This is a genomic window from Gammaproteobacteria bacterium (assembly GCA_016765075.1).
In the GTDB taxonomy this organism is placed as follows: domain Bacteria; phylum Pseudomonadota; class Gammaproteobacteria.
In genome coordinates this window covers 1-3,409 of record JAESQP010000157.1, presented here as the reverse complement: position 1 = coordinate 3,409, position 3,409 = coordinate 1, and the positions used below count along the sequence as shown (strand labels likewise).

Genomic DNA, 3,409 nt, shown 5'->3' with positions numbered 1-3,409 from the left:
GGGTATTGAAACGAACCCTTGGGGTGCAACGCGGCAGATGCATGCTTGGGGTCACGCCCTACGGGGCTTACAGACGAGTGCAGGCTCGGCGTTATCATTGCTCAACAGGCAGCCTGCCTGCCTGCGCAATGATGCCTTGATCCTGAACTCGTCTGTAAGCCAGAGGCCGCAAGTAATTAATAGAGGTGCCCTTTAGCTATTAGGCTAAAAAAACCAAACCTCAATTAACTGCAACAGTTTTGTTGAGTCGGTTAAGATCTGGTGTAAAACTTAGTTCGGGCGCTTAAACTCCAGTATTTCAGCTATATTCTGATGGACTTCCTGTGTTTCACAGGTTTGAATTAAGAGTTCCAGGCCATGCAACAGGCCTCGCTCGCCATACACGGAATCCCACATCATATTATGAACACGCAAACAGGACTCCATTGGGCTGCTACTGCGCTCACGCTCTTTATCGATGCGCCATTGCAGTTTTTTCATGCGGTCACGAGATTGGTCGCTTAATCCAGCTATGAGCTGTTCGATTGTACTTTGACGTTTTGTTTCAAATGCTTCAGGGTCTTTCTCGAAGAGATGCGCCCACTCATCAAAATTAAAATCTTGTGTCTTGCTCATCACGTTGTCCTTGGAAAAAGTCTGATCTACCGCTATAAAGCAATAATGAGACCAAGCATGTATCTCACTGAATTATAATAATTTTTTTGTTTCCTGGAAAAGATAATTACTCGATTTGTAAAGCAAACCGACACTGGACAAGTTTTCTTTATGCGATAGAATAAACTTTCTACATTGATAAAAAAGTGCTAATTATAGTTATGAATATAGAGATGGAAGTGATTACAGACACACAAACCAGTCAACGTCGTCGTTACGATCGCCGTGCTAAGCATTCAATTTTTCATTTGAATGTGAAGGCGCTATACGGTCACCGCCGTCGGCCAAGGCGCGCCATGGAGCGCTATTATCACGGTCGTGTAGGCTATTTTGCGGATATCTATCGTCGTGAAATCGGGCTGTTGAGTGTGTTACTACTGCTATTGAGTTGTGCCGATGCTTTTATGACCTTACAGTTATTACAGCTTGGCGCGGTAGAGATTAATCCGGCGATGGATTACTTGATTAAGGGCAATGTTCAAAGCTTTGTTAGTTTCAAGGTGGCGTTAACGGCTTTGTCTATGCTTCTCTTTGTGCGGTACTCAAATTTTCACGTCATAGGTGGGATAAAGGTAGTGAATATTATGCGTACAGCCTGCGTTGGCTATGCCCTGTTATTCGCTTATGAATTGCTATTATTTAATGAATTGTTATCCCGCTAGGAGCCTGTTCTCAATCAGGCCATCCTCTACAGCTTACTAGCGCCCGCTTTTTGTAAGCTCTCAATTACGGCGCCATTATTCTCTCTGACAGCAATCATCCACACCGTCCAACCGCTGCTGTTTTTGATTGCGACGTCAGCGCCAGCGTCGAGCAAAACATCGACTATTTCGGCTTCATTTTTTAGTGTTGCCCACTGCAGGGCAGTCCATAAATCTTTATTGGTGGCATTAACGTCAGCGCCTGCATTTAAAAGCAGTTCAACCATGGGCCGATGCCCCTTTTCTACTGCACGCATTAATGCAGTCCAACGAGTCTCGTCTTGGGCGTTGACATCAGCATCATTAGCCAAGAGTAACTCACCGAGTTCGACATTACCTAAGCGAGCAGCATGCATTAAAGCTGTCCAGCCATATTTATTGTGTTCGTCAACGGGAGTGCCTTGCTCTAGCAGCGCCAAGACGGCATCACTATCACCATCAAGCACGCTATTCATCAATGGCGCATTACCATCGCAGCTAATTAGTAAGGTGGTACACAGTAAAATGGCAGTTAACTTTGCCGACAGTAGTTCTTTTGTAGTTTTTTTGGTCATAGGGCTATTTTAACAAGATCAAAGGTAGTACTCCATCAATACTACCTTGTTGGAGTACTGATTGGCATGATTTTATTGATACAGTTACCATTAGTTTATTAACGTATTGCGTACCTGAGGTTTTGAGCATGGCTAATTTTACTTGTCCGTCTTGTAATAAAGACAGTATTTTGCTGAAAGATAAATACGCGATGGGTTACTGGATGACACGGCGCTGTAGTGAGTGCAGTGCCATAATATGCAGCAATGCTATTTTATTAGGGGTACTAACCTTCGCCTATTTATGGACTATTCTGATGTTTGGCGGATTGACATTCTTTGATAGAGATCCTGGTATTAGTTGGATTGAAAATATATTGAGTGATGCTTGGCACTATATTCTATACATGGTGGCTATTTGGGTAGTGCTAGACATTATTAATATCAAATATATACCACTAATGGTTATTCGTCGCTAGTCATGGCTAGAATTCTTGGCGTAGGTAATGCTACGCTGGATATTGTCAACAGTGTTGATCGCTATCCATCAGAGGACAGCGAACAACGCGCTACCTCGCAGCGTATTGGTCGCGGCGGCAACACTGCCAATACGTTAGTTGTGCTCAGTCAACTAGGCCATGAGTGTAGTTGGGCTGGTGTATTGGCTGATGAGCCAGATGCTAAGTATATTTATGATGATTTTGATTGCCACCAAATTGATTGGTCACCAGCCCATCAAGTTACTCAGGGCAAAGTCCCAACCTCCTATATAGTCAGCAATCAACACAATGGTTCGCGTACGATTATTCATGTACGCGATTTACCCGAATATTTAGCGTCTCATTTTAGCAAGCTAGTACTTGATGATTATGATTGGTTGCATTTTGAAGGTAGAAATATTGCCGAAGTCAAACAGATGATGGAATACATGAGTACCCTGCATCCTGATATTCCTGTTTCTTTAGAGATCGAAAAACAACGCGAGGGCATCGAGCAATTATTTGACTACCCTGATGTACTTATTTTTTCACGCACCTTTGTCGAGCAAAGTACTTACTATGAGCCGATGCCATTTCTTACTGATATGCGTAAGCTCTACCAGGCAAATTATCTTATTTGTTGCTGGGGTGAGCAGGGTGCTTATGCCATTGATGAGAAAGGAGAGAGCATTCATTCTCCGGCACACCCGGTTTCACCTGTGGTAGAAACTTTGGGTGCTGGCGATACCTTTAATGCGGCACTCATCAATGCGCTGATACAACAAGAACCACTGGGCGCTGCGCTCTATCAGGCCTGTGAATTGGCGGCATATAAATGTGGCATTACTGGGTTCAAATTCGAATTAGACAATGATCGAGAGCAGGAGCCTGCATGATCCACATTTATGATAAGAAAGGTTTTCAGCCATTAGCCACCCTTGATTGTGATCGGTTTGTGGGTGCTGATCTCAGTGGCCGTCAGCTTGACGAGGCCAACTTGGTTGAGCATGACTTGAGTGATGCCAATTTACAAAAGGCTAGC

General features: G+C 43.9%; 6 protein-coding genes. 4 read left to right on the top strand and 2 right to left on the bottom strand.

Features of this window, described 5'->3' with window-relative positions:
• Positions 1–270: 270 nt before the first annotated feature.
• Positions 271–615 (bottom strand): DUF3135 domain-containing protein, encoded by a 345-nt coding sequence (locus tag JKY90_09700; GenBank protein ID MBL4852528.1) that lies wholly within the window; start codon positions 613–615, stop codon positions 271–273.
• A 200-nt stretch (positions 616–815) separates the two neighbouring features.
• Between JKY90_09700 and JKY90_09695 the strand changes: the two genes are divergently transcribed.
• Positions 816–1,316, top strand: a complete 501-nt coding sequence (locus JKY90_09695) for a hypothetical protein (protein MBL4852527.1) — start codon at positions 816–818, stop codon at positions 1,314–1,316.
• A gap of 26 nt (positions 1,317–1,342) precedes the next feature.
• On the opposite strand, the gene JKY90_09690 is transcribed toward JKY90_09695, so the two are convergent.
• Positions 1,343–1,909 carry an ankyrin repeat domain-containing protein gene (locus JKY90_09690; protein ID MBL4852526.1) on the bottom strand — a complete coding sequence of 189 codons (567 nt, stop codon included), beginning with the start codon at positions 1,907–1,909 and terminating at the stop codon, positions 1,343–1,345.
• A 128-nt stretch (positions 1,910–2,037) separates the two neighbouring features.
• On the opposite strand from JKY90_09690, the gene JKY90_09685 reads away from it, so the two are divergent.
• The 3 genes from JKY90_09685 to JKY90_09675 all read left to right on the top strand — a co-directional run.
• Positions 2,038–2,367 (top strand): hypothetical protein, encoded by a 330-nt coding sequence (locus JKY90_09685; protein ID MBL4852525.1) that lies wholly within the window; start codon positions 2,038–2,040, stop codon positions 2,365–2,367.
• 2 nt (positions 2,368–2,369) lie between these two features.
• Positions 2,370–3,263: a ketohexokinase gene (locus tag JKY90_09680; protein MBL4852524.1), complete on the top strand. Its 894-nt coding sequence runs from the start codon at positions 2,370–2,372 to the stop codon at positions 3,261–3,263.
• Positions 3,260–3,409: pentapeptide repeat-containing protein (locus tag JKY90_09675; GenBank protein MBL4852523.1), on the top strand; the 150-nt coding region annotated here is incomplete at its 3' end. The genes JKY90_09680 and JKY90_09675, both read left to right, overlap by 4 nt.

Excerpts from the sequence above, each read along its gene's own strand:
- JKY90_09700 (MBL4852528.1), bottom strand. The coding sequence starts at position 615 with ATGAGCAAGACACAAGATTTTAATTTTGATGAGTGGGCGCATCTCTTC.
- JKY90_09695 (MBL4852527.1), top strand. The coding sequence starts at position 816 with ATGAATATAGAGATGGAAGTGATTACAGACACACAAACCAGTCAACGT.
- JKY90_09690 (MBL4852526.1), bottom strand. The coding sequence starts at position 1,909 with ATGACCAAAAAAACTACAAAAGAACTACTGTCGGCAAAGTTAACTGCC.
- JKY90_09685 (MBL4852525.1), top strand. The coding sequence starts at position 2,038 with ATGGCTAATTTTACTTGTCCGTCTTGTAATAAAGACAGTATTTTGCTG.
- JKY90_09680 (MBL4852524.1), top strand. The coding sequence starts at position 2,370 with ATGGCTAGAATTCTTGGCGTAGGTAATGCTACGCTGGATATTGTCAAC.